Below are 22,539 nucleotides of genomic sequence, written 5' to 3'. Positions count from 1 at the left end.
GGCCCTCAGCCCTTGCAGATCAGCTGCGAAGCCTGCGGGTTGCGCCAGGTCAGCCCCTCGAGCGGCTCGGGCGCCTCCTCGGCCTGGCGGCGCGCGGCGAGAATCAGCTCATGCTGGCCCGACTTGCTGCAAACCGGGTCGGCATTGGCGGCGTCGCCGGTGAGCATGAAGGCCTGGCAGCGGCAGCCGCCGAAGTCGCGGGCCTTCTCATCGCAGCTGCGACAGGGCTCGGGCATCCAGTCATCGCCCCGGTAACGGTTGAAGCCAAAGGAGTGGTACCAGATATGCTCGATGCTGTGTTCGCGCACGTTGGGAAACTGCACCGGCAGCTGACGCGCGCTGTGGCACGGCAGCGCAGTACCGTCGGGGGTAATGTCGAGGAACAGGTTACCCCACCCGTTCATGCAGGCCTTAGGACGTTCCTCGTAATAGTCCGGCGTGACGAAGATCAGCTTGCATGGATGCTTTTCGGCAGCCAGCCGCTCACGCCACTCGTTGGTGATCTGCTCGGCGCGCACCAGCTGGGCCTTGCTCGGCAACAACCCGGCGCGGTTCAGTTCCGCCCAGCCGTAGAACTGGCAGGTGGCGAGCTCGACGAAGTCGGCTTCCAGCTCCAGGCACAGGCGGATGATGTTGTCGATGTTGTCGATGTTGTGCCGATGGGTGACGAAATTGAGCACCATCGGATAGCCGTGGCGCTTGACCGCACGAGCCATCTCCAGCTTCTGGGCGAAGGCTTTCTTCGAACCGGCGAGCAGATTGTTCACCTCCTCGTCCGCGGCCTGGAAGCTGATCTGGATATGGTCCAGCCCCGCCTCGGCGAAGCTGGCGATCTTCTCCTCGGTCAGCCCGATGCCGGAGGTGATGAGGTTGGTGTAGTAACCGAGTTCGCGGGCTGCACCGATGAGCTCGACCAGATCCTGGCGGACCAGCGGCTCGCCCCCGGAAAACCCCAGCTGGGCCGCGCCCAGCTCGCGCGCCTGGCGGAACACCTCGATCCACTGCTCGGTGCTGAGCTCTTGCTGATGCGCGGCGAAATCCAGCGGGTTGGAACAGTAGGGGCACTGCAGTGGGCAGCGGTAGGTCAGCTCGGCCAGCAGCCACATCGGCGGGCCGACACTCACGTCAGGCTTAGCGAAACTCGATCCAGAAACGTTCAAGCGCAACCTCCAGAAAGCCCAGAATGTCTTCCTCGATCCCTTCGGCTTCGGGGAACCGGGCCTGCAATTCGGCGACGATGGCGCCTGCGGTACGCGCCCCATCGACCAGTTCGAGCACTGCCGAGGCGCTCTCGTTGAGCTTGATCATGCCCTCGGGGTACAGCAGCACATGACAGCCCTGGGCCGGCTCGAACTGAAAGCGATAGCCGCGGCGCAAGGCCGGAACCTTCAGCAGGATGTCGTCGCTCATCGATTCGTTCTCCGGGGATGCATGACGCACGGCGGCATCTGCATTCCACTACGTCCAGGCCTCGTCATCGCAAGGCGATGCCACGATGCCAGACCCGCTCGCGGGTCACGGTGTGGTACGGCGGGCGGTCCAGCTCATAGGCCATGCTCATGGCATCGAGCATGCTCCAGAGCACGTCGAGCTTGAACTGCAGGATCTCGAGCATGCGCTCCTGCGCCTCGCGGGTGCGATAGTGCTCGAGCGTGATACGCAGGCCGTGCTCGACATCACGCCGCGCTTCCTTGAGCCGCTTGCGGAAATAGTCGTAGCCGGCCGGGTCGATCCAGGGGTAATGCTGTGGCCAGGCATCCAGCCGCGACTGATGGATCGTCGGCGCGAACAGCTCGGTGAGCGAGCTGCTGGCCGCCTCCTGCCAGCTGGCGCGACGGGCGAAATTCACATAGGCATCGACTGCGAAACGGACGCCAGGCAGCACCAGCTCTTCGGACAGCACCTGCTCGCGATCGAGCCCCACGGACTCGGCCAGACGCAGCCAGGCCTCAATCCCACCCTCCTCGCCGGGACGACCGTCGTGATCGATGATTCGCTGGATCCACTCGCGCCGGGTCGCGCGATCCGGGCAGTTGGCCATGATCGCCGCATCCTTCACCGGAATGCACACCTGGTAGTAGAAACGGTTGGCCACCCAGCCCTGGATCTGCTCGCGCGTGGCGCGCCCCTCGTACATCGCACGATGGTACGGATGGTGGATGTGGTAGAAGTCGCCCTTGGCGCGCAGCGCCTGCTCGAATTCGGTGGGGCTCATGGCCGGCAGCGTCATGAAAGCAGTCCTTTTCTGGTTCGTCTGGTGCTACAGCTCGATGTCCATGCCATCGAAGGCGACTTCGATGCCGTGCTCGTCGAGGATCCTGCGCTCGGCCGAATCCTCGTCGAGGATCGGATTGGTGTTGTTGATGTGAATGAGGATCTTGCGCTTGCCCGGCACGCGGTCGAGCACCTCGATCATGCCGCCCGGGCCGCTCTGTGGCAGGTGGCCCATCTCGCTGCCGAGTTTGTCGCCTACCTCGCGCACCTGCATCTCGTCGTCACGCCAGAGCGTACCGTCGACCAGCAGGCAATCGGCGCCGCGCATGGTCTCGCACAGCGCCTCGCTCACCTGGCCGAGCCCCGGCGCATAGAACAGACTCCCGCCGCTGCGGCGATCCTCGATCAGCAGCCCGATGTTGTCACCCGGATGCGGATCGTTGCGGTGCGGTGAATAGGGCGGCGCTGAGCTGCGTAGTGGAATCGGCGAGATCAGCAGATTCGGGCAGCAATCGATGGAGAACTGCCCTTCCAGGCCGATGGGGTTCCAGCGCAGCCCGCCATTCCAGTGCGAAAGCATGTTGAACAGGGGGAAACCGGTGGTCAGGTCCTGATGGACCATCTCGGTACACCACACCTCGTGCGGGCACCCTTCGCGCAGGGTCAGCAGGCCGGTGGTGTGGTCGATCTGACTGTCGAGCAGGATGATCGCGCCGATCGCCGTATCGCGTGGGCGACGCGCCGGTTGCAGCGCGGGAAACGACTCGAGCTGGGCACGAATGTCCGGCGAGGCGTTGCAGAGAATCCAGTTTTGCCCGTCGTCACTGATGGCGATGGACGACTGGGTGCGCGGCTGGGCGCGGAGCGTGCCGTTGCGCACCCCGGAGCAGTTGGCGCAGTTGCAGTTCCACTGAGGGAAGCCGCCTCCAGCGGCAGATCCGAGAATCCGTACGAACATAGGCCAGCTCCCCTTCAAAAAAGCAAAGCCCCGGCTGACCGGGGCGCAGCCAATCAACGATTGGCGAAATACATGGTCACTTCGAAACCAATACGCAGGTCAGTGAAAGCGGGTTTGGTCCACATGGGTCGGTCCTCTTTTTCTGTGCCGGACGATTCCGACAACCTCATTAAGCACCCTGTTCCGCATGAGCAGAATGGTACTTTGGAAGGAGACAACAGCCTGCATTGGTAGTGCTGAAGTCACAGCGCCTGTCGCTGGCGGAACAGCTACCGGCTCACGCACGCAGCGTGGCCGGACGGTCGTTTGCATTGCGCCAGGCCAGCTCGTTGGTCAACGTCGCCATGGGCTGGAGCATCGCCTGCTCGAAGCTCGCCAGCCCGGCACCGGCCTCGATGCGCCTGGGCCAGTCGTGGTTCGCAAGCGCTGCCTTGCCGATGGCCACCAGCGCCACATCATCACGCTCGAGCAAGGCATCAGCCTGCTCGCCGGTGGTGATGCCGCCGTTGCCGATCACCGGTATCGGCACGCAGCGGCTGGCAATGGCTGCCAGGCTCGGGCCTTCGCCGAACGCTGGCTGGGCGGCGTCGTACTCGGTGACGTGCAGATAGTCCAGCCCCGCATCGGCGAGCGTCGCGAAGCGGATCTTCGCCTCCTCGATGCCGCCGTCCCACTTCAATCGGCCGTCGGTCACCATGCCCTGCGATAACCGCATGCCGACCACGAAACGCTCGCCGACCACCTCGCGCACGCGTCGCAGGACGGCAAGCGGCAGCGCCAGCCGGGCCTTGAAGTCACCGCCCCAGCGGTCGTTACGCTGATTGAACTCGACGCTGAGAAACTCATGCAGCAGATAGCCGTTGGCCGCGTGCAGCTCAACCCCATCGAAACCGGCGTCGCGTGCATGCAGTGCAGCCTGGGCAAAGCCTTCTATGGCCTGCTGGATCTCCTCCTCGCTCATTTCGGCAGGCGTGGAGTAAGGCCCTTCACCACCGTAAAAAGCCAACTGCTGGCCCGCGGGCTGCACGGCCGAGGGCCCGACGTGGCGCGCATGGTGGATGTTGCCCTGGGTTTGCGCACCGCCGTGCATGAGCTGCGCGATGAACAGCGCGCCCGCTTCGTGCACCGCCTCGACCACCGGCTTCCAGCTATCACGCTGCGCGGCGGTGGCCAGCCCTGGCTGGTTGAAGTAGCCCTGGCTGTACTCGGTGTCAGTGTAGGTGCCTTCGCTGATCAGCATGGCAAAGCCGCCTTCGGCAAAGGACTGGTAATAGTCGCGCATCAGCTCGTTGGCCTGCCCGTCGGGTTCGGCGCTGACACGGGTCATCGGCGCGAGCACGGCGCGATTGCGCAGCGTCAGGTGCTTGAGTGCGAATGGGTCTGCAAGACGTGGCATATCGGATTCCTGCTGGGGGATATGCCTTTCAGAGACCGCCAAGCGGGCCGAGTTCGCCGTGGGCGATGGCCGGGGACCTGCTGAAAAAAAAGAACGCGGCCGAAGCCGCGTTGCAATAAAGCTGCCGGGTGCATGGGAGGGAGGCCGACGGCAGCCGTGCACCTTGGGTGCTTGCAAATAACCGGCGCGCTGGAGCGAACGCGCCGGGCCGATCAGATCAGAAGAAACCCAGCGGGTTGATGTCGTAGCTGACCAGCAGGTTCTTGGTCTGCTGATAGTGGTCGAGCATCATCTTGTGGGTTTCGCGGCCAACGCCGGACTTCTTGTAGCCACCGAACGCGGCATGCGCCGGGTACAGGTGGTAGCAGTTGGTCCAGACGCGGCCGGCCTTGATGCCACGACCCATGCGATAGGCACGGTTGATGTCGCGGGTCCAGACGCCGGCACCCAGGCCGAACTCGGTATCGTTGGCGATGGCCAGGGCCTCGGCTTCGTCCTTGAAGGTCGTGATGCCGACCACCGGGCCAAAGATCTCTTCCTGGAACACACGCATCTTGTTGTCGCCCTTGATCAGGGTCGGCTGGATGTAATAACCGCTGGCCAGGCCGCCTTCGAGCTTCTCGGCCGCGCCGCCGGTGAGGATCTGCGCGCCTTCCTGTTGGGCGATTTCCATGTACGAGAGAATCTTGTCGAACTGCTGTTCGGACGCCTGGGCGCCGACCATGGTGTCGGTATCCAGCGGGTTGCCGCGCTTGATCGCCTTGATCTTCTTCATCACCACTTCCATGAAGGGCTCGTAGATCGATTCCTGGATCAGCGCGCGCGACGGGCAGGTGCACACTTCGCCCTGGTTGAAGAATGCCAGCACCAGGCCTTCGGCGGCTTTCTCGATGAAGGCCGGCTCGGCATTCATGATGTCGTCGAAGAAGATGTTCGGGCTCTTGCCGCCCAGTTCCACGGTGCTCGGAATGATGTTCTCGGCCGCGCAGCGCATGATGTGCGAGCCCACCGGGGTCGAACCGGTGAAGGCGATCTTGGCGATGCGGGTGCTGGTCGCCAGTGCCTGGCCGGCTTCACGACCGAAGCCCTGGACGATGTTCAGCACGCCCGCCGGCAGCAGATCACCGATGGCCTCGATCAGGACCATGATCGACAGCGGAGTCTGCTCGGCCGGCTTGAGCACGATGCAGTTGCCGGCAGCCAGGGCCGGAGCCAGCTTCCACGCGGCCATCAGCAGCGGGAAGTTCCACGGAATGATCTGGCCGACCACGCCCAGCGGCTCGTGGAAATGGTAGGCAGCGGTGTGCTCGTTGATTTCAGCGGCGCTGCCTTCCTGCGCACGGATGCAGCCGGCGAAGTAGCGGAAGTGGTCGGCAGCCAGCGGCACGTCAGCATTCAGCGTCTCGCGCACGGCCTTGCCGTTGTCCCAGGTTTCGGCGACAGCGAGCTTTTCCAGGTTGGCTTCGATGCGATCGGCAATCTTCAGCAGGATGTTGGCGCGATCCTGAACCGAGGTGCGTCCCCAGGCGTCGGCAGCAGCGTGGGCGGCATCCAGCGCCTTTTCGATGTCTTCGGCACCGGAACGCGGAAACTCGGCGATGACTTCACCGTTTACCGGCGAGGTGTTGACGAAGTACTCACCCTTGACCGGCGGGACAAACTCACCACCGATGTAGTTGCCGTAGCGCGGCTTGAAGGAAATGACGGCGCCTGGCGTACCGGGTTGTGCGTAGATCATGGATGCGGCCTCTCTCTTTCTTTCTGCTTGTGGAGCCTGCGCCAGCGGGCACAGGGCATGGACCGATCTTAGGCAGTGCCATGAAGGCCCAGGTATGCCCCCATGGCAGCGATGGGTTCCTCATTTGGTAGTAGATGCCAAGGTTCGCCGCAGCGGCGCGGCGGCCTCCGAGCGCGGCGAAAACGCGAAAAAAAACCGCTCATGCTAGGCGCCAAACCCGCCCTGTCATTGACCGCAGACAAGCCTGGCAGCGCGCTCGGCAAATAAATCCGAGCCCGCGAAAAACCAGGACCAACAGCCGAAGGAATCGACCCAAAAGTCCTATTAGGGTGAGCAGAGTCCCGGCTTAGTTTCGAAACGCGACACCGCGACACACCCCTGAAACCGCTAGAGGAGAACCGCCATGCAGTGGATCGATCCAGAGTTCTGCGACCTGCGTCTGGGCTTCGAAGTCACCGCGTACGTCTACGTTCGCTGAGCCCACGCCGGCGCGGCGGCGCCACGCCATCGCCGCGCCGGTCAGACGAGGAACTGGCCATGACAACAACAACCCCATCGCCAACCACCCGTTACGAGATTCGCCCGCCTTTCCTGTTTCGCTGGGAGGAATCGCAGCAGGCCCATGTGCTGCTCTACCCCGAGGGCATCGTGAAGCTCAACGCCAGCGGCGGCGAAATCCTCAAGCGCTGCGACGGCAAGACCACGGTGGCTGAGCTGATCGAATCGCTCGCGCACAGCTACAGCGCATCCGACCCGGCGGCCGTAAGGGCCGGCGTCCTGAACTTCCTGGAGGTATCCCATGGCAAAGGCTGGATCAAAGCTAAGGCTTGACGGCAGCGGCAACCCGGTCTGGGTGCTGCTGGAGCTGACCTACCAATGCCCGCTGCAGTGCGTGTTCTGCAGCAACCCACGCAACTTCGCGGACTATCGCCAGGACGAACTGAGCACGGCGGAGTGGATCGACGTGATGGCCCAGGCGCGCGCCATGGGCGCCATGCAGATCGGTTTCTCCGGTGGCGAACCGACCCTGCGCAAGGATCTGGAAACCCTCGTCGCCGAAGCCGATCGCATGGGTTACTACACCAACCTGATCACCTCCGGCATCGGCCTGACCGAAGCCAGGCTGCACGCCCTGAAAGCCGCCGGGCTGCGGCACGTCCAGCTCGGTTTTCAGTCCACCGACCGCAACGTGGCGCGCCAACTGGCCGGAGTCGACGCCTGGGAACGCAAGCTGCGCATGGCCCGACTGATCAAGTCGCTGGACTTTCCCATGGTGCTCAACGTGCCGATCACCCGGCAGAACATTGGCCAGATCCCGCACATCATCGAGCTGGCCGTCGAGTTGGGAATCGAGTACGTCGAGCTGGCCAACGTGCAGTACTACAACTGGGCCCTGCTCAACCGTGACGAACTGATGCCCACGCGCGAGCAGCTGCAGGGCGCCGAAGCCGAGGTGCAGCGAGCACGGCAATGCTATGGCGACCGGCTAACCATCTTCTTCGTCATCCCTGACTATTACGAGGGCCGGCCCAAGGCCTGCATGAACGGCTGGGGTGCGATCCACGTGACCATCGCGCCGAACGGCAACGTGCTGCCCTGCTCCCAGGCCAGCAACTTCAAGGATCTCCAGTTTCCCAACGTACGCCAGCAGCGCCTCGAGCAGATCTGGCATGACTCGTCCGTCTTCAATCTCTACCGTGGCGATGCCTGGATGCCAGAGCCCTGCCGTAGCTGTGACGAAAAGGAAAAGGACTTCGGCGGCTGCCGCTGCCAGGCCCTGCTGCTGACCGGCAATGGCGCCAACACCGATCCGGCGTGCAGCAAGTCCCCCAGGCATCAGCTGATCCAGCAGGCCGTACAGCTCGCCGAGGATGCCACGCGCGCGCCGGGCCAGTTGATCGCAAGGCACGCCAGCCAGGGGGTAGACCTTGAAACTGCCCCATGACTCGTTCGGCGGAACCGTCAGCGTCGGTCTTGCGCTGACGCTCGGCTGCTACCTGCTGTTGAGCTGGGTGATCTAGCGGGCCTGACCCAAGGGGCTGCACGCCGGCACCCGGCGGGCAGCATGCACGAACCACACAGCCCGCAGGCCAGGCGCATCGAATGCGCCGACGGCCCGACCTCGACAGACCAACGCCCTGGAGGCGCCCGATGCAACTGCCACTGCTCGACGTACTGGCCCGGTACGCGCACCTGCTCTTTGCGCTCGTCTGGGTCGGCCACAACTACGCCAACTTCATACAGAACCCGCGCTTCGTTCCGCTGCAGAACGGAATCGACGTCGCCACGCTGAACCGCGACCTGGAAGCGCGGATGAAACGTGAACACGGCATATTCCGCTACGCCTCGCTGGTCGTCTGGGCCTCGGGCATGTTCATGCTCTGGCAGCGCGGCTGGCTACCCGATGCGCTGCTGCTCGAAGGGCCGCTGGCGGTGATCGGCCTCGGCGCCTGGATCGGTACGCTGATGCTGCTCAACCTCTGGCTGGTGCTCTGGCCGCATCAGAAAAAGCTGCTTGGCTTTGTCCCGGCGACGCTCGAAGAGCGGGTTCGTTGCTCGCGGATCACCTTTCTCTCCTCGCGCAGCAACACCATCCTGTCCTTTCCCTTGTTGCTTTCGATGGCGGCCGGCAGTCATGGCCTGCATCTGTTCTGAGCGCGCCGAGCGCTACAACTTCGCCGCCGGGCCGGCGATGTTGCCGACCGAGGTGCGCCTGCAGCTGGCCGATTGGCTCACCCAAGCGCCGGCCTGCGGTGTGCCGCTGCTCGAGCAGCCCTTCACCGGCGCCGGCTTTCGCCAATTGATGGAGGAGACCGAGGGGCTGCTGCGCACGCTACTGGCGATACCGCCCGACTATGAGGTGCTGTTCGCCCAGGGCGGCGCCTCCGCCCAGTTCGGCCTGCTGCCGCTGAATCTCCTGGCCGCCGGGCAATCGGCGGCCTACCTGGTGACCGGCCACTGGTCGCGCAAGGCCTTCATCGAAGCCTGCCGCCACGCGCCGGCGAGGCTGGCCGCGAGCGGCGAGGCCACCGGCTACACCGCCATGCCGCCGAGCCGGGATTGGCAGGTGCCAGCCGATGCGGGCTACTGCCACGTGACCAGCAACGAAACCGGCAGCGGCCTGCAGATGCAGGCTTTTCCCGAGCTGGCGGTGCCGCTGGTAGCCGACATGACCTCGGACCTGCTCACCCGGCCGATCCCGGTCGAGCGCTTTGGCATGATCTACGCCAGCACCCAGAAAAACCTGGGAGTGCCCGGGCTGTGCCTGCTGATCATCCGGCGCGACCTGCTCCATGCCCCACGCGCGGGGCTGCCCAGCGCCTTCAGTTACCAGGTGCTCGCCGAACAGCACAGCCGCTTCAACACTCCGCCCACGCTTGCGCTCTATTGCACCAATCGCATGCTGCACTGGATCGCCGGGCGTGGTGGCGTGACGGCGATGGCGCAACGCTGCCGTGAGCGCAGCCGGCAGCTGTATGACTGCATCGACGCCAGCGGGCTCTACCGCTGCGCCATCCGCCACGAGGATCGCTCAACCGTGAATGTCTGCTTCGAACTGACCGACGACTCGCTCCTGGCGCCGTTCCTGCAGCAGGCCGAACGCAGCGGCCTGCACAACCTGCAAGGTCACAGCGCCCTGGGGGGCGTGCGGGCCAGCCTCTACAACGCCATGCCAGTGGAGGGCGTCGCCCGGCTGGTCTCGTTCATGCGTGCGTTCGAGAAACGCAATGCCTGACCTCTCGATCGACTTCCGACGCCTGGCCCACCGCACACTGTATGGGGCGACCTACCTGGCGGCGCGACTGGCCCCGCTGCCGCAGCGGCACCAGGCCATTCGCGTCATGGGGCTGAGCTTTCCTTCGCCGCTGGGCATCGCCGCCGGCTTCGACAGGCACGGCAAGCTGGGACGTGGCGCTGCCCGGCTGGGGTTCGGCTCCAGCGAACTCGGCACCTTCGACATCGCCAGGTTGCCGCGCTGGCGCACGCAGCCGGGCGATGCCGTACTGGGTGTCAATCTGGGGTTGCCGGTAGCGGCGGACGCCGAGACATTGCGCAACGGAATCACCCGCGCCTGGCAGGCGGCGGACTACCTGATGCTCAACCTGCTGAGTCCACTTAGCGCCGCGCTGCTTGCTGAGCCAGCGCGGCTGCACGAGGTACTCAGAATGCTGCGTCAGCAGATCGATCGACTGCGCGAGCAGAGCGGGCGACACGTCCCGCTGCTGGTCAAGCTGCGCTGTGTGCCGGGCGAGGTGCCGCTCGAGCTGACCGAGCGATTGCGGACCTTAGGCTACGACGGCCTGCTCGCGGCGCATGACCCCGGCCCACCGGCGACCGCCGCGCGCTATCGCCGTTGGCAGCAACCAAGCACGCAGTACGAGGCCTGTGCGCAGGTCGCGGCCCTGAAGGCCATCTGCGGGCCGCAGATGGCGCTGCTTTCCGTCGGCGGCATTCAGACGGCCGCCCATGTGCAGGCTCGTCGGGTCGCCGGAGCTGACCTGGTGCAGCTGCATAGCGCGCTGCTGCACCGCGGCCCATGGATCGCCCGTTCGTTGCTGCCCGGGGGCGCACCGGCCAGCTAGCCCTCTGGCCGGAAGATCAGCACCCCAAGCGGTGGCAGGGTCAGGTTCAGCGAAACCGCCTGGCCGTGGCTGGGCGTCGCCTCGACGCCCAGGCTGCCACCATTCCCAACATTCGACCCGCCGTAACAGGCGGCATCGCTGTTGAAAATCTCCTGCCAGCGCCCTTCCAGGGGCACGCCGATCCGGTAGTTTTCCCGCACCACCGGGGTGAAATTGCACACCACCAGCAAGGGGTCGCCAGCCGCGCTGCGCCGCAACCAGGCGAACACGCTGTTGGCCCGATCGTCGCCGATCAGCCATTCGAAACCGCGCGGGTCGGCATCCAGTTGGTACAGCGCCGGCTCCTGCCCGTACAGGCGGTTGAGGTCGCGCAGCATCTGCTGGGCGCCGCGGTGGTCCGGCTCGTCCAGCAGGAACCAGTCGAGCTCGCGGTCATGGCTCCACTCGCGCCACTGGCCGAATTCGCAACCCATGAACAGCAGTTTCTTGCCCGGATGCGTCCACATGAACGCGAGATAGGCGCGCAGGTTGGCGAACATCTGCCAACGGTCACCCGGCATCTTGTCGATCAGCGACCCTTTGCCGTGCACCACCTCGTCATGGGAGATCGGCAGCACGAAGTGTTCCGAGTAGGCGTAGACCATCCCGAAGGTCATGCCGTCATGGTGATACTGACGGTGCACCGGGTCTTGCTCGACGTACTTGAGGGTGTCGTGCATCCAGCCCATGTTCCACTTGTACGCAAAGCCCAGGCCGCCTTCGCTGGTCGGTTTGCTGACCCCCGGGAACGCGGTGGACTCCTCGGCAATCACCATCGCGCCGGGCGCCTCGAGGGCGACGACGTCATTGAGGTGACGCAGGAACTCGATGGCCTCGAGGTTCTCCCGTCCGCCGTGGCGGTTGGGAATCCACTCGCCTTCCTTGCGTGAATAGTCGCGGTAGAGCATTGAGGCGACCGCATCCACACGCAGGCCATCGACGTGGAACTCGCGCAGCCAGTGCAACGCCGAGGCCAGCATGAAGCCGTGCACCTCGGTGCGCCCAAGGTTGTAGATGTAGGTGTCCCAGTCCTGATGGAAGCCTTCGAACGGGTGGTCGTACTCGTACAGCGAGGTGCCGTCGAAGTCGCCCAGGCCATGAGCGTCGGTGGGGAAATGCGCCGGCACCCAGTCGAGGATCACGCCGATGCCGGCGTAGTGGCAGGCATCGACGAACGCGGCGAAATCGTGCGCCGAGCCGTAACGGGCGCTCGGCGCGAACTGCGAGAGCGGCTGGTAGCCCCAGGAACCGCCGAACGGGTGCTCCATGATCGGCATCAGCTCGATATGGGTGAAGCCCATCTCGACCACGTAAGGGATCAGCCGCTCGGCCAGCTCGTGCCAGTTGTAGAGCCGCCCGTCATCGCCGCCCTCGCGCCGCCAGGAGCCGGCGTGCACCTCGTAGATGCTCATCGGCTGGTCAACCTTCTGGCGCACCATGCGCTGCTGCAGCCAGCTGTCGTCTCGCCATTCGTAGTCCAGTGGCGAAGCGACCACCGAGGCAGTACCCGGTGGCAGCTCGGTGGCCAGCGCCACCGGATCGGCCTTCAGCGGGAGCACGCCGCCGGGGCCGAGAATCTCGTATTTGTAGCGGTCGCCAGGCCTGAGCCTGGGGATGAAGATCTCCCAGACCCCTGCGGGAATGCGCAGCCGCATCGGATGGCGGCGCCCGTCCCAACCATTGAAATCGCCCACCACCGAGACGCGCCGCGCATTCGGCGCCCAGACCGCGAAGCGTACGCCTTCGACACCGTCGACCGTCATCAGCTGGGCGCCGAACGCCCGCCCCAGATGGCGATGATTACCCTCGGCAAACAGATAGATGTCCATTTCGCCGAGCTGCGGCCCGAAGCTGTACGGGTCCTCCGTGACCTGCTCCCCACCAGCCCAGCGGATGCGCAACAGGTAGGGTTGCGGATTGGCCAGACGAATGAAGAACAATCCCGGCACCTGCCCCTGCTCCATGCTGCCCAGTGCAGTGCCCCCCGAACGGTCGAGCACCTCGACACCGAGTGCGTTCGGCAGGTAGGCACGAATCACCAGCCCATCGCCGTCGGGGTGCGGGCCCAGGATGGAGAACGGATCGCCATGCTCGGCGCGGACCAGCGCGTCGACCTCGGCATCGCTGGGCAGCAGGTTTTCTCCGGGCATGGTCACGGCCGGACGATCACTCATTGGACTCTCCTCTGCAAAGCTGGTGAGCCAGCGCTGCCAGGCCCTGCAAGGGGACCGACAGCCAGGCGGGCCGATTCTCAGCCTCGTAGGCCACTTCGTACGCGGTCTTCTCGAGGGTGAATAGCGTCAGCGTCGCCGTGTCGCCCTCTGCGTCCCGCCAAGCATGGCCGATTCCGGTTACCGCTTCGCAATAGCCGTCGAGGAACGCCTTGCGCGCGCTCGCCGCGTAGTGTTCGGCGATGGTCTGGCGTGCCTGACCGGCTTCGGCCGAGCTGTCGCTGACCTGTGCATTGCGAACGGTCATCGCCGCGGCATATTCGAACGACCGCAGAATACCCGCGACATCCTTGTACGGGCTGTACTTGCCACGGCGCAGCGCCAGCGGCCGGGCCGGCTCGCCCTCGAAGTCGATGAAGTAGGCGTCGCCCTGCACCACCAGCACCTGCCCCAGATGCAGGTCACCATGAACGCGGATCCGCAGCCCGCCGAGCGTGCGCATGGCCAGACGATCGACTTCGCTCAGTAGCGCCTCGCGCTGCCCGAACAGCTTGTCGACCAGCGCGGCGTCCTTGCGCTCGAGCTCGCCCCGACGGCTGTCGAGCAATTCGAACGCTCGGCCGAGCTGCTCGCGCACCGATTCACCGATCTCCCGGGCCTGCGCCTGCTCGGTCGGCTCGGCGGCGAATGCGGCATCATCGGTGTCACTGGCCAGAACCCGGTGCATTTCACCGAGACGCTGGCCGAGCAAACGGTTGAAGACTTCCAGTTCGTCCAGCGCGCTGTACTGGTTCTCGTGCAGCGAAACGCCGCCGGCCAGCTGGTCGCGCACGGCACGGTCGAGCGTGTTGACCGTCCACTCCCAGGCGTCGCCCTGGTTGTCCAGGTAGCGCTGTACCACCATCAGGGCATAGGGGTTGCCCTGCTGATCGACGCGGCTGACCTGGCCGAGCATGGCCGAGATATGCGCGAAGCCGCGCTCGGTGAGGAAGCTGCCCATCTCCAGCTCCGGATGCACGCCCGCGGCCACACGCCGCAGCAGCTTGATCATCACCAGGTTGGAGACGATCACCGAGCTGTTCGACTGCTCGGTGGTCAGGTAACGCACCTCCAGTTCGGCCGGCAGTTCGATCTCGTCGAGCTGGCGCATCGGCACGAAGCGAATCTCGCCGTTTCCGCTGTCGAGCACGAGCTGGTCGCGTAGCCCCTGCACGACCGCGAAGATGAATTTGTCCAGCGTGAAGGCGTCGGTCAGCAGGCCCACCTGAGGCCCGCGGCGAACCCGCGCCATTGCCAACTGCTGCGGCAACGCCGTACCGAACTCGGCCTCGGGCAGGTAGCCGAACGGTAGCTGGTAGACATCGGTGCGTTCGCCGCTCCTGACTTCGATCTCGCTGAGCAGCACCGGCCGCTGCGGATCGCCGAAAGGTACCGCGTAGCAGATGTGCACCGCGTCGATGGCGCTGTCCTTGCTGGCGAACCAGCGCCGCTTCGGCAGATAGGTCGGCAACGAGTCGCTTTCGAGGATCTTGCGGCAGGCGCTGTTCAGGGTGTCCAGGCGCTTGAGCACGAGCGTCTGGAAGTCCGGCATCGTTTCCACCGGCTCCTGATGCCAGCTGGGCATCTGATTGCTGGTCGCCAGCTGGAACCAGTAGAAGCCATACGGCGGCAGAGTGAGCAGATAAGGCAGCTGGCCGATCGGCGGGAAAGCGCTGCCGCCGAGCATTTCGACCGGCACCATGCCGGCGTACTGGGACATTTCCAGCTCGGCGGCCTGCGCCGAACGCGAGACGTTGGCCACGCAGAAGATGATTTCGGTCTGCCCGTCCGGGCCGGTGAACTCGCGCAGGTAGGCGAGGATGCGCCGGTTGTTCGGCGCGAGCATCTTCAGCGTGCCACGCCCGAACGCCTTGAACTGCTTGCGAATGGCGAGCATGCGCCGCGTCCAGTTGAGCAGCGAATGCGGGTCGCGCTGCTGCGCCTCGACGTTGATGGTCTGGTAACCGTAGAGCGGGTCCATGATCGGCGGCAGTACCAGGCTCGGCGGGTCGGCGCGCGAGAAGCCGCCGTTGCGGTCCACCGACCATTGCATGGGCGTACGTACGCCATCACGATCGCCGAGAAAGATGTTGTCGCCCATGCCGATCTCGTCGCCGTAGTAGATCACCGGCGTGCCGGGCATCGACAGCAACAGGCTGTTGAGCAGCTCGATGCGCCGGCGGTCGCGCTCGAGCAGCGGTGCCAGGCGCCGGCGAATGCCAAGGTTGATTCGCGCGCGCTTGTCCGACGCGTAGTAGTTCCAGAGGTAATCGCGTTCCTTGTCGGTCACCATTTCCAGGGTGAGTTCGTCGTGGTTGCGCAGGAAGATCGCCCACTGACAGTTGTCCGGGATGTCCGGCGTCTGGCGCAGGATATCGGTAATCGGGAAGCGGTCTTCCTGAGCGATGGCCATGTACATGCGCGGCATCAGCGGGAAGTGAAAGGCCATGTGGCACTCATCGCCGGGGCCGCCATTCTCCCCCCCGAAGTACAGCTGGGTGTCTTCGGGCCACTGGTTGGCCTCGGCCAGCAGCATGCGGTCGGGGTAGTTGGCGTCGATTTCCGCGCGGATCTGCTTGAGCACCACATGGGTCTCGGGCAGGTTCTCGTTGTTGGTGCCGTCACGCTCGACCAGGTACGGAATCGCATCCAGGCGCAGGCCGTCGATGCCCAGGTCGAGCCAGTAGCGCATGACGCCGAGTACCGCCTTCATCACCTGCGGGTTGTCGAAGTTCAGGTCCGGCTGGTGCGAATAGAAGCGGTGCCAGAAGTACTGCTTGGCCACCGGGTCCCAGGTCCAGTTGGATTTCTCGGTGTCGAGAAAGATGATCCGCGTGCCCTGGTACTTGTCGTCGGTGTCGGACCAGACGTAGAAATTGCGCGCCGCCGAGCCCTTCTTCGCCTTGCGGGCGCGCTGGAACCAGGGGTGCTGATCGGACGTGTGATTGATGACCAGCTCGGTGATCACCCGCAGCCCACGCTTGTGCGCTTCGGTGATGAAGCGCCGCGCGTCGGCCATGCTGCCGTAGTCGGGGTGGACGTTCTTGTATTCGGCAATGTCATAGCCGTCGTCGCGACGCGGCGAGGGATAGAACGGCAGGAGCCAGATGGTGTTGACCCCCAGGTCAGCGATGTAGTCGAGCTTGTCGATCAGCCCGGCGAAGTCGCCGACGCCGTCGTTGTTGGAGTCGAAGAAGGACTTCAGGTGGACCTGGTAGACCACGGCGTCCTTGTACCAGAGCGGGTCCTTGATGAAGGCTGCGGGCTTGCGCGGTTTCGCCATGTTCCGGTTCCTTTTTCGCCGTCACTGCCGTTTCCACCGCGATTTCAGTGGCTATAAACGGTCTTACGTTTGCTTCATATCTAACTGAATAATCTACGTTTTTGCTGTTATCCTAGAATTCACTTCAAGTCTGGATCGACCTGCTCGGCGGTCAGCCGCCAGATCCCGAAGGGCAAATGCCAGGGCTCGATCCGCATCCACTGCGTCTTGCCATACCAGGACCAGCGGTGGCCGTTCATCAGGTCTTCGCCCTGGGTCTGGGCATCGTCGCGCAGGCCCAGTTCCCAGAGCGGCAGCTCGAAATGCGCTTCTTGAGCGTTGTGCGGATCGAGGCTGATCGCCACGAGAATGAAGTTGGAGCGGTCGGCCGTGCGCTTGCCGAAATAGAGGATGTTGTCGTTCCAGCACAGGTAGGGCTGAAAGCCGAGGTGCGTCTGCAGCGCCGGATTCTGGCGGCGGATGCGATTGAGCTGGGCGATCTCGGCGACGATGTTGCCGGGCGCGTGGTAGTCGCGCGGGCGAATCTGGTACTTCTCCGAATCCAGGTACTCCTCCTTGCCGGGAATCGCCGCTGCCTCACACAGCTCGAAGCCTGAATACATGCCCCACAAGCCCGAGCCCATGGTGGCCAGCGCGGCGCGGATGAGAAAACCCGCTCGCCCGGACTCCTGCAGGAAGAACGGATTGATGTCCGGCGTGTTGACGAAGAAATTCGGCCGGTAGCAATCGCGCAACGGCGGCTCGTTCAGCTGGCCGAAATACTCGGCCAACTCGGCCTTGGTGTTGCGCCAGGTGAAATAGGTATAGCTCTGAGAAAAGCCTACCTTGCCCAGCCGCGCCATCATCGCCGGGCGGGTGAAGGCCTCGGACAGAAACATCACATCCGGGTCGCGCTCACGGATATCGGCAATCAGCCATTCCCAGAACGGCAGCGGCTTGGTGTGCGGGTTGTCGACCCGGAACATCTTCACGCCCTGCTCGACCCAGTGCCACACCACATCGCGCAGCGCCAGCCAGAGCCCCGGAAGGGCGTCCTCGGCGTAGAAGTCGACGTTGACGATGTCCTGGTACTTCTTGGGCGGGTTTTCGGCGTATTTGATGGTGCCGTCCGGCCGCCAGGAGAACCAGCCAGGGTGCTCCGTCAGCCAAGGGTGATCTGGCGAGCACTGAATGGCGAAATCAAGCGCGATTTCCAGGCCGTGCTCGGCGGCTGCGCGAACCAGCTCACGGAAGTCCTCGAGCGTTCCCAGCTGCGGGTGGATGGCATCGTGACCGCCCTCCTCGCTGCCTATCGCATAGGGACTGCCGGGGTCGCTGGGGCCCGCCTCGAGGCTGTTGTTCGGCCCCTTGCGGTGCTTGCGCCCGATCGGATGGATCGGCGGGAAATAAAGCACGTCGAACCCCATGTCGCGAATCGATGGCAAGCGCTTGTGCACGTCGCGGAACGTGCCGTGGCGGCTGGGATCGTCGGTTTCCGAACGGGGGAACAGCTCGTACCAACTGGCGAACTGCCCCCTGACTCGCTCGACCTCCAACGGATAGACCGGGCTGCGACTGCAGTGCTCGCGTGGGTCGGCGGCGGCCATCGCCACTGCGGTTTCCTCGGCCAGCAAAACCGACACCCGCTCGTCTTCCAGATGAGCCGTTTCGAGCCTATGCAAGAGATCGCTGAGCGCGGCGCGCACTTCGCCCTGGGCACGTTCCACGGCACGCTGCAGATGGCGCTTGCCCTCCTCCAGTTCGACACTGATCGGCACACCAGCGGCGTGTTTCTTCGACAGCTCATAACGATACGATTCGAAAACGTCCCACCAGGCTTCGATCATGAATTCATGACTGGCGACCTGGGTCGGCGTGAAGTGGCCCTCCCAGCTGTCATTGACCAGCGCCTTGAGCCGCGCACGCCGCCAGCTGCTCTCGCCCTTGATGCGCCAGCACACCGCCGCCGCGAGCTTGTCGTGACCGTCGGCAAAGATCTTGCTCGCCACACTGACCGGCTGGCCAACGATGCCTTTTGCCGCGAAGCGACCGCCGTCGATGACCGGCTCGCTCGACTCGATGGCGATACGTGGCATTCGCATGGCCTCGGTGAGTCGTGGGTGGAGGGAGGCAGAATGCTTGGCATCGGTCATCGAACGGCTCCTGAAGCGCTGGGCGTGACGGAACGACACACCGACCCGCTCGCCTCCTGCCGGCAAACGGATCCGTGATCGATGGAGCGCCCGGCCGACCGGCAATCGTCCGGGCTCTCTATTCCGAGCCGGTCAGGTGGCGAAAGTTCAGCGCGACGCAGAGCGCGCGAGCGCTGCAGGCGACACCCGGCGGCTGCCCCGGGCAGCGTCTAGACTGCGGGAGTTCGCCCAGTTTGAAGGAGACCTTCGGCATGACTCACCCCAAGCCCGATGTACCGCAACCTGACCCGGTGCTGCACGACAAACCGGGCGACATTCCGCAAGTGCCCTGTGCCGACGAGCTGGATGACTACAAGCCCGGAACACCGTACGGCAACCAGAGCGTCAGCGATCCGGACGAGGAGACGCAGCCGGGCTGAACGGCTCATTCGAGGGCTGGAGGCCAGCTGCGGCAGGTCAACGCCAGTGCGCTGAACGCATGCTATGGTTCGCGCTTCGATCTTTTCGGGAGTGTTCTCATGCTGCTTCGCCTTCTGACCGCCGGCGCGCTGAGCGCGGTTTGCCTGGCCGCCTCGGCTGCCGATGAATCCCACGCGCATGCCGGTCATGCCATGCAGGGTTCGATAACCATCACCCAGCCCTGGTCGCGCGCGATGCCGCCCAGCGCTCCGACCGGCGCGGTGTACTTCCAGTTGCAGAACCAGGGGCAGACCGATGATCGCCTGGTCGGTGCCCAGACGCCGCGCGCCGAGCGTGCCGAGTTGCATATGCACAAGCACGAAGGCGATGTGATGCGCATGGTGAAGGTCGATGAGGTCAAGGTTCCCGCCGGCGGCAGCGTCGCGTTCGCGCCGGGCGGCTATCACGTCATGCTGTTCGGCCTGAAACAGCCGCTGGTGGCCGGCGAGCGGTTCCCGGTCACGCTGAAGTTCGAGCATGCCGGGGAGCAGACCGTCGAGGTGCCGATTCAGGAAAACGCGCCGGCCGGCAGCGCTCACAGCCATCACTGAAGGAAGCGAGCGGCCGCCCCGGCAGCGGCCCGCCTCGCCCCCTCGCCTCAGATCGCCGCGGGCGTGCGCATGGTGACGAACTCCTCCGCCGCCGTCGGGTGGATCCCGAGCGTTTCGTCGAACACCCGCTTGGTCGCTCCGGCCTTCAGCGCTACAGCCAGCCCCTGCATGATCTCGCCGGCATCCGGCCCGACCATATGGCAGCCGAGCACACGATCGGTCTGGGCGTCGACCACGAGCTTCATCAGGCTGCGCTCCAGGCTTTGCGTCATGGTCAGTTTCATCGGGCGGAAACGGCTCTCGTAGACAGTGACCTTGTAGCCACGCTCACGCGCCTGCTCTTCGGTCAGGCCAACGGTCGCCATGTTCGGCAAGCTGAATACCGCGGTCGGAATCAACGCGTAATCGACCTTGCGGTATTCCTCCGGCTTGAACAGCCGCCGTGCGACGGCCATGCCTTCGGCCAGGGCGACCGGTGTCAGTTGCACCCGGCCGATGACGTCACCGATGGCCAGCACCGATGGCACCGACGTCCGATATTCCTCGTCGACGGCGATGAAGCCACGCTCGTCGAGTTCGATACCCAGCTCGGCCAGCCCGAGTCCGTCGAGCATCGGCCGCCGGCCGGTCGCATAGAAAATGCAGTCGGCCTCCAGCGTGCGACCGTCCTCCAAGGTCGCCAGCAGGCTGCCATCGGCCAGCTTGTCGATGCGGGCGATGTCCGACTTGAACTGCAGGTCCATTCCCTTCTTGATCAGCTCGTCCTTGATGTGATCGCGTAGCGAACCATCGAAACCGCGCAGGAACAGCTCGCCGCGATAGAGCAGCTTGGTGTCGGCGCCGCAGCCATGGAAGATCGAGGCGAATTCGACCGCGATGTAGCCCCCGCCGACGACCAGCACGCGGCGTGGCAGTCGCTCCAGGTAGAACGCCTCATTGGAGGTGATTGCATGCTCGTGGCCGGGAATCTCGGGGACGAAAGGCCAGCCACCGGTGGCCACCAGGATGTGCTCGGCGCTGTAGCGCTGGCCGGCGACCTCGACGGTATGGGCATCGACCAGGCGCGCATGTGCTTCGAACAGGCTCACGCCACCGTCGACCAGCAGGTTGCGGTAGATGCCGTTGAGGCGCTGGATCTCCTGGTTCTTGTTGGCGATCAGGCTCGACCAGTCGAAGGTGGCGCCGTCGATGGTCCAGCCATAGCCCTGCGCCTGACCGATGTCTTCGGCATAGTGAGCCCCGAACACCAGCAGTTTCTTCGGTACGCAACCGACATTGACGCAGGTGCCGCCCAGATAGCGGCTTTCGGCCACCGCCACCCTGGCACCGTAGCCCGCTGCGAAGCGCGCCGCACGCACGCCACCGGAGCCCGCACCGATGACAAAAAGATCGAAGTCGTAAGCCATGAGTCGTTGTCTCCTTTGAGAACCGAAAGCATACCCTCCATGGAGGTCCCTCGCATGCGCCCCACCCTCACCCATCTGGCCCTGCACGTCGCTGACCTGGACGCCTGCATCGCCTTCTACCAGCGCTTCTGCGGGATGCAGGTATTCCACGAGCGCGCGGGCAAGGGCTCGCGCATCGTCTGGATGGCCGAACCCGGCCGCGAACGCGAGTTCATTTTTGTCATCATGCCCGGCGGCACCGACCGCCAGTTGGCGGCGGACGATTACAGCCATTTCGGCTTTGCCCTGGCCAGCCGGGCGGAAGTGGATGCGATCGCCGACCTGGCCCGCGAAGCCGGCTGTCTGATCTGGGAACCGCGCGACGAGCCCTACCCGGTTGGCTACTACTGCGGCGTGCGCGATCCGGCCGGCCACTACATCGAGTTCAGCTACGGCCAGCCGCTGGGGCCGGGTGCCGAGGCGCTTGCAGCGGTCGGAAAATGAAAAAGGGCCGCCGCCGGCAGCCCTTTATCGATCAAGAAATCGCCAAGGCGATCAGAACTTGCCGGTCTGGTAGAAGTTCTCGTAGCAGAAGTTGGTCGCTTCGATGTAGCCCTCGGCGCTACCGCAGTCGAAACGCTGCCCCTTGAACTTGTAGGCCAGCACGCAGCCGTCCTGGGCCTGTTTCATCAGCGCGTCGGTGATCTGGATCTCGCCGCCCTTGCCCGGCTCGGTCTGCTCGATCAGGTCGAAGATGTCAGGCGTCAGGATGTAGCGGCCGATGATCGCCAGGTTCGACGGCGCGTCTTCCGGCTTGGGTTTTTCGACCATGTGGCTGACGCGGAAAATATCGTCGCGAATCATCTCGCCGGCGATCACACCATACTTGCTGGTTTCTCCGGCGGGACTTCCTGAATCGCCACGATCGAGCAGCGGAACTGGTTGTACAGCTTGACCATCTGCGCCAGCACCGGGTCGCCACCGAGGTTGATGCACAGGTCGTCGGCCAGTACCACGGCGAACGGCTGGTCACCGATCAGCGGGCGCCCGCTGAGAATTGCGTGACCCAGGCCCTTCATCTCGATCTGGCGGGTGTAGGAGAAGGTGCACTCATCGATCAGCTTGCGGATGCCGACCAGGTACTTTTCCTTGTCGGTGTTGCGGATCTGATGTTCCAGCTCATAGCTGATGTCGAAGTGGTCCTCGAGCGAACGCTTGCCGCGCCCGGTGACCATGGCGATCTCCTTGAGGCCGGCGGCCAGGGCTTCTTCGACGCCGTACTGGATCAGCGGCTTGTTGACCACCGGCAGCATTTCCTTGGGCATTGCTTTGGTCGCGGGAAGGAAACGCGTGCCGTAACCGGCTGCGGGGAAAAGGCATTTCTTGATCATGAGAGTCCTTGATAGAAAGGTTCCAGTTGGTGCACTGCCCGCAAAAGCAGCAACTTCGGAAGCCCGCGCAGGCAACCGACGCTGAGGCTACGACCACCGAATCACCCGCCGGTTCGCGCCCCTCCCGCAGGCGCAAGCCGACCGGCTCACCAGGGCGATGCCCGCCGATGCGCCGGCAAAGCTACGTCCCGTCCAGGCGG

20 protein-coding genes and 1 pseudogene are annotated in these 22,539 nt (G+C 64.5%); 9 read left to right on the top strand and 12 right to left on the bottom strand.

What is annotated here, in order from left to right; genetic code table 11:
* Positions 1 to 5: 5 nt before the first annotated feature.
* The 7 genes from pqqE (AC0KXH_RS08940) to exaC all read right to left on the bottom strand — a co-directional run bounded on the left by pqqE (AC0KXH_RS08940) (position 6) and on the right by exaC (position 6,306).
* Positions 6 to 1,160 carry a pyrroloquinoline quinone biosynthesis protein PqqE gene (pqqE, locus tag AC0KXH_RS08940; RefSeq protein WP_041105662.1) on the bottom strand — a complete coding sequence of 385 codons (1,155 nt, stop codon included), beginning with the start codon at positions 1,158 to 1,160 and terminating at the stop codon, positions 6 to 8.
* Positions 1,132 to 1,410 carry a pyrroloquinoline quinone biosynthesis peptide chaperone PqqD gene (gene pqqD / locus AC0KXH_RS08935; protein WP_041105664.1) on the bottom strand — a complete coding sequence of 93 codons (279 nt, stop codon included), beginning with the start codon at positions 1,408 to 1,410 and terminating at the stop codon, positions 1,132 to 1,134. The genes pqqE (AC0KXH_RS08940) and pqqD (AC0KXH_RS08935) overlap by 29 nt, the downstream gene beginning before the upstream one ends.
* 64 nt (positions 1,411 to 1,474) lie before the next feature.
* Positions 1,475 to 2,230, bottom strand: coding sequence for a pyrroloquinoline-quinone synthase PqqC (gene pqqC, locus AC0KXH_RS08930; RefSeq protein WP_488224523.1), 756 nt, complete (start codon positions 2,228 to 2,230; stop codon positions 1,475 to 1,477).
* A 30-nt stretch (positions 2,231 to 2,260) separates the two neighbouring features.
* The gene (gene pqqB / locus AC0KXH_RS08925; protein ID WP_488224522.1) at positions 2,261 to 3,172 is read right to left on the bottom strand and encodes a pyrroloquinoline quinone biosynthesis protein PqqB; all 912 of its coding nucleotides are present in this window, start codon (positions 3,170 to 3,172) and stop codon (positions 2,261 to 2,263) included.
* 53 nt (positions 3,173 to 3,225) lie between these two features.
* A complete protein-coding gene (gene pqqA / locus AC0KXH_RS08920; protein ID WP_003253598.1) occupies positions 3,226 to 3,297 on the bottom strand; it encodes a pyrroloquinoline quinone precursor peptide PqqA in 72 nt (23 codons plus the stop codon).
* Positions 3,298 to 3,449: 152 nt separating this feature from the next.
* Positions 3,450 to 4,568, bottom strand: coding sequence for an oxidoreductase (locus tag AC0KXH_RS08915; protein ID WP_043219973.1), 1,119 nt, complete (start codon positions 4,566 to 4,568; stop codon positions 3,450 to 3,452).
* A gap of 217 nt (positions 4,569 to 4,785) precedes the next feature.
* Positions 4,786 to 6,306, bottom strand: coding sequence for an acetaldehyde dehydrogenase ExaC (exaC, locus tag AC0KXH_RS08910; protein ID WP_043219971.1), 1,521 nt, complete (start codon positions 6,304 to 6,306; stop codon positions 4,786 to 4,788).
* Positions 6,307 to 6,709: 403 nt separating this feature from the next.
* Here exaC and pqqA (AC0KXH_RS08905) point away from each other — a divergent pair, with 403 nt between their 5' ends.
* The 6 genes from pqqA (AC0KXH_RS08905) to AC0KXH_RS08880 all read left to right on the top strand — a co-directional run bounded on the left by pqqA (AC0KXH_RS08905) (position 6,710) and on the right by AC0KXH_RS08880 (position 10,889).
* Entirely contained in the window at positions 6,710 to 6,784 is a 75-nt protein-coding gene (gene pqqA / locus AC0KXH_RS08905; protein WP_074519857.1) for a pyrroloquinoline quinone precursor peptide PqqA, read from the top strand.
* Positions 6,785 to 6,843: 59 nt separating this feature from the next.
* Positions 6,844 to 7,137, top strand: coding sequence for a pyrroloquinoline quinone biosynthesis peptide chaperone PqqD (gene pqqD, locus AC0KXH_RS08900; protein WP_488224521.1), 294 nt, complete (start codon positions 6,844 to 6,846; stop codon positions 7,135 to 7,137).
* Entirely contained in the window at positions 7,106 to 8,251 is a 1,146-nt protein-coding gene (pqqE, locus tag AC0KXH_RS08895; RefSeq protein WP_488224520.1) for a pyrroloquinoline quinone biosynthesis protein PqqE, read from the top strand. Before pqqD (AC0KXH_RS08900) ends, pqqE (AC0KXH_RS08895) begins: the two co-directional genes overlap by 32 nt.
* A gap of 206 nt (positions 8,252 to 8,457) precedes the next feature.
* A complete protein-coding gene (locus tag AC0KXH_RS08890) occupies positions 8,458 to 8,961 on the top strand; it encodes a urate hydroxylase PuuD (protein WP_041105673.1) in 504 nt (167 codons plus the stop codon).
* Positions 8,942 to 10,042 carry a 3-phosphoserine/phosphohydroxythreonine transaminase gene (gene serC / locus AC0KXH_RS08885; RefSeq protein WP_488224519.1) on the top strand — a complete coding sequence of 367 codons (1,101 nt, stop codon included), beginning with the start codon at positions 8,942 to 8,944 and terminating at the stop codon, positions 10,040 to 10,042. Before AC0KXH_RS08890 ends, serC begins: the two co-directional genes overlap by 20 nt.
* Positions 10,035 to 10,889: a dihydroorotate dehydrogenase gene (locus tag AC0KXH_RS08880; protein ID WP_488224518.1), complete on the top strand. Its 855-nt coding sequence runs from the start codon at positions 10,035 to 10,037 to the stop codon at positions 10,887 to 10,889. The genes serC and AC0KXH_RS08880 overlap by 8 nt, the downstream gene beginning before the upstream one ends.
* On the opposite strand, the gene glgB is transcribed toward AC0KXH_RS08880, so the two are convergent.
* The 3 genes from glgB to AC0KXH_RS08865 all read right to left on the bottom strand — a co-directional run bounded on the left by glgB (position 10,886) and on the right by AC0KXH_RS08865 (position 18,553).
* A complete protein-coding gene (gene glgB / locus AC0KXH_RS08875) occupies positions 10,886 to 13,102 on the bottom strand; it encodes a 1,4-alpha-glucan branching protein GlgB (RefSeq protein ID WP_488224517.1) in 2,217 nt (738 codons plus the stop codon). The two genes, AC0KXH_RS08880 and glgB, sit on opposite strands and share 4 nt — an antisense overlap.
* Positions 13,095 to 16,421: a maltose alpha-D-glucosyltransferase gene (gene treS, locus AC0KXH_RS08870; RefSeq protein ID WP_488224516.1), complete on the bottom strand. Its 3,327-nt coding sequence runs from the start codon at positions 16,419 to 16,421 to the stop codon at positions 13,095 to 13,097. The genes glgB and treS overlap by 8 nt, the downstream gene beginning before the upstream one ends.
* 119 nt (positions 16,422 to 16,540) lie before the next feature.
* Positions 16,541 to 18,553 carry an alpha-1,4-glucan--maltose-1-phosphate maltosyltransferase gene (locus AC0KXH_RS08865; protein ID WP_488224515.1) on the bottom strand — a complete coding sequence of 671 codons (2,013 nt, stop codon included), beginning with the start codon at positions 18,551 to 18,553 and terminating at the stop codon, positions 16,541 to 16,543.
* Positions 18,554 to 18,804: 251 nt separating this feature from the next.
* On the opposite strand from AC0KXH_RS08865, the gene AC0KXH_RS08860 reads away from it, so the two are divergent.
* Complete coding sequence (locus AC0KXH_RS08860; protein WP_165563508.1) at positions 18,805 to 18,972, top strand: hypothetical protein; 168 nt, start codon at positions 18,805 to 18,807, stop codon at positions 18,970 to 18,972.
* A gap of 99 nt (positions 18,973 to 19,071) precedes the next feature.
* Complete coding sequence (locus tag AC0KXH_RS08855; protein ID WP_041105683.1) at positions 19,072 to 19,563, top strand: copper chaperone PCu(A)C; 492 nt, start codon at positions 19,072 to 19,074, stop codon at positions 19,561 to 19,563.
* Positions 19,564 to 19,610: 47 nt separating this feature from the next.
* Here the strand turns inward: AC0KXH_RS08855 and gorA are convergent, their stop codons facing one another.
* Positions 19,611 to 20,969 carry a glutathione-disulfide reductase gene (gene gorA, locus AC0KXH_RS08850; RefSeq protein ID WP_061339589.1) on the bottom strand — a complete coding sequence of 453 codons (1,359 nt, stop codon included), beginning with the start codon at positions 20,967 to 20,969 and terminating at the stop codon, positions 19,611 to 19,613.
* 54 nt (positions 20,970 to 21,023) lie between these two features.
* On the opposite strand from gorA, the gene AC0KXH_RS08845 reads away from it, so the two are divergent.
* Positions 21,024 to 21,452, top strand: coding sequence for a VOC family protein (locus AC0KXH_RS08845; RefSeq protein WP_041105685.1), 429 nt, complete (start codon positions 21,024 to 21,026; stop codon positions 21,450 to 21,452).
* Between the two features lie 51 nt (positions 21,453 to 21,503).
* On the opposite strand, the pseudogene galU reads toward AC0KXH_RS08845, so the two are convergent.
* Positions 21,504 to 22,339, bottom strand: a pseudogene (galU, locus tag AC0KXH_RS08840) (UTP--glucose-1-phosphate uridylyltransferase GalU).
* Positions 22,340 to 22,539: the final 200 nt, after the last annotated feature.

This window comes from Stutzerimonas sp. CXK-1, from assembly GCF_057738225.1.
This window is presented reverse-complemented; position numbering and strand designations above follow the sequence as displayed.

Bases quoted from the DNA above. Each gene is read 5' to 3' on its own strand.
- pqqD (WP_488224521.1), top strand. From the start codon at position 6,844: ATGACAACAACAACCCCATCGCCAACCACCCGTTACGAGATTCGCCCG.
- AC0KXH_RS08890 (WP_041105673.1), top strand. From the start codon at position 8,458: ATGCAACTGCCACTGCTCGACGTACTGGCCCGGTACGCGCACCTGCTC.
- AC0KXH_RS08860 (WP_165563508.1), top strand. From the start codon at position 18,805: ATGACTCACCCCAAGCCCGATGTACCGCAACCTGACCCGGTGCTGCAC.
- glgB (WP_488224517.1), bottom strand. From the start codon at position 13,102: ATGAGTGATCGTCCGGCCGTGACCATGCCCGGAGAAAACCTGCTGCCC.
- AC0KXH_RS08880 (WP_488224518.1), top strand. From the start codon at position 10,035: ATGCCTGACCTCTCGATCGACTTCCGACGCCTGGCCCACCGCACACTG.
- pqqD (WP_041105664.1), bottom strand. From the start codon at position 1,410: ATGAGCGACGACATCCTGCTGAAGGTTCCGGCCTTGCGCCGCGGCTAT.
- AC0KXH_RS08915 (WP_043219973.1), bottom strand. From the start codon at position 4,568: ATGCCACGTCTTGCAGACCCATTCGCACTCAAGCACCTGACGCTGCGC.
- gorA (WP_061339589.1), bottom strand. From the start codon at position 20,969: ATGGCTTACGACTTCGATCTTTTTGTCATCGGTGCGGGCTCCGGTGGC.
- pqqC (WP_488224523.1), bottom strand. From the start codon at position 2,230: ATGACGCTGCCGGCCATGAGCCCCACCGAATTCGAGCAGGCGCTGCGC.
- pqqB (WP_488224522.1), bottom strand. From the start codon at position 3,172: ATGTTCGTACGGATTCTCGGATCTGCCGCTGGAGGCGGCTTCCCTCAG.
- serC (WP_488224519.1), top strand. From the start codon at position 8,942: ATGGCCTGCATCTGTTCTGAGCGCGCCGAGCGCTACAACTTCGCCGCC.
- exaC (WP_043219971.1), bottom strand. From the start codon at position 6,306: ATGATCTACGCACAACCCGGTACGCCAGGCGCCGTCATTTCCTTCAAG.
- AC0KXH_RS08855 (WP_041105683.1), top strand. From the start codon at position 19,072: ATGCTGCTTCGCCTTCTGACCGCCGGCGCGCTGAGCGCGGTTTGCCTG.
- AC0KXH_RS08845 (WP_041105685.1), top strand. From the start codon at position 21,024: ATGCGCCCCACCCTCACCCATCTGGCCCTGCACGTCGCTGACCTGGAC.
- treS (WP_488224516.1), bottom strand. From the start codon at position 16,421: ATGGCGAAACCGCGCAAGCCCGCAGCCTTCATCAAGGACCCGCTCTGG.
- pqqE (WP_488224520.1), top strand. From the start codon at position 7,106: ATGGCAAAGGCTGGATCAAAGCTAAGGCTTGACGGCAGCGGCAACCCG.
- AC0KXH_RS08865 (WP_488224515.1), bottom strand. From the start codon at position 18,553: ATGACCGATGCCAAGCATTCTGCCTCCCTCCACCCACGACTCACCGAG.